At 66.6% G+C, this 1,607-nt stretch carries 1 protein-coding gene; it reads left to right on the forward strand.

Translation table 11 applies throughout. The features are described 5' to 3' along the window. Positions 1-373 precede the first annotated feature (373 nt). A partial coding sequence (locus L7D48_RS28680; RefSeq protein WP_237884007.1) for a hypothetical protein occupies positions 374-1,607 on the forward strand: 1,234 nt, incomplete at its 3' end.

Consider the following 1,607-nt stretch of genomic DNA (forward strand, 5'->3'; position numbering starts at 1 on the left):
GTGGCCGGGGGAGTCGACGTGGCCACTGGGGCCGTTGGGGCCGGTGGGATCGGCGTCGGTGGGACGTTCGGAGGGACTTCCAGAGGGACGAGGTGTGGCGCAGGCGGACATATCCGTCTCCGTCGCGAGGTTGCGTCACGTTCCGTATGGACATGACTACACAAAGTTTCGGTAAACGAATCGTAATGTCGCCCAAAGAATCAAGAAAGGGGGTCGAAGCAATCGGGCTCACTCTTCACACCCGAGGGTGAATAAGTCATAGGAACCGCTCCCCTCACTTGCGCCTCTCACCGTGCGTGTGAGGTTGGTCGCAGGCCGAACGCATCGGCCGGAAGAGCACAAAAGCGACGACGGAGGCGATGAGGTGGAGAGCATGGGAGTCGCGCGGAGGCTGACCAGAGGCGCTGCGGGAGCGGCCGTACTGATCGTGCTGGCGGTCGGTTGCTCGAGCTCGTCCCCGAGCGTGTCGAAGGACGAGGGCCGTGCGAACAAGGACGGGCGGAAGGCGAAGCCCGCGGGCAGGGTCGAACTCATAGGCGACGGCTCCACCGCCTACATAGGCGCCCAGCCGAACCAGCCCGAGTTCGGACGTCTGAAGCCCGGCGACAAGCCTCCGCAGTTCGTCGTCTTCTCCTGGGACGGCGCGGGAGAGGACAGCAAGAAGCTCTTCTCGCACTTCCGCGAGGTGGGAAGGGAGTACGACGCGCACATGACGTACTTCCTCAGCGGCGTGTACGTACTGCCCGAGGACGAGGCCCATCGCTATGAGCCCCCCGGCCGCGGCCGCGGCGCCTCGGACATCGGCTACCTCAAGGACGAGAACATACGGGCCACACTGGAGCAGCTCCGCGGCGCCTGGCTCGAGGGGAACGAGATAGGCACCCACTTCAACGGCCACTTCTGCGGGGCGAACGGTGTCGGCAGCTGGACGCCCGAGCAGTGGAAGAGCGAGATCGAACAGGCCAAGTGGTTCGTGAAGAACTGGAAGACCACGACCGGCTGGAAGGACCTGGAGCCCCTCCCCTTCGACTACGACCGGGAACTGGTCGGCGGCCGCACCCCCTGCCTGGAGGGCCGCGAGAACCTGCTCCCCGCCGCGAAGGAGATGGGCTTCCGCTACGACTCCTCCGGCAACGGCACCCAGGTCTGGCCCGACAAGGAGGGCGGCCTGTGGGACCTGCCGCTCCAGCAGGTGCCGATGCCCGGGCGCTCCTTCGAGACGCTCGCGATGGACTACAACTTCCTGGCCAACCAGTCGGGGACGGTCAACGGCGATCCGGCGCAGCGTGAGGCCTGGGGGCGCCAGATGCGCGACGGCCTGCTGGAGGGCTTCGACCGCGCGTACGACGGCAACCGCGCGCCGCTGATCATCGGCAACCACTTCGAGGGCTGGAACGGCGGCGTCTACATGAAGGCCGTCGAGGACGTCATCAAGAAGGTGTGCCCCATGGCCGACGTGCACTGTGTCTCCTTCAGGCAGCTCGTCGACTGGCTCGACGCCCAGGACCCACGGATTCTGGAGAGGCTCCGCACACTCGGGGTGGGGCAGGCGCCCGAGGGCGGCTGGAAGAGGTTTCTGACCGCCCCCTCGACGGCGGCCCCCTCCC

Origin of the sequence: Streptomyces sp. ICN903, assembly GCF_022015835.1 — a bacterium.
Classification (GTDB): Bacteria; Actinomycetota; Actinomycetes; order Streptomycetales; family Streptomycetaceae; genus Streptomyces; species Streptomyces fenghuangensis.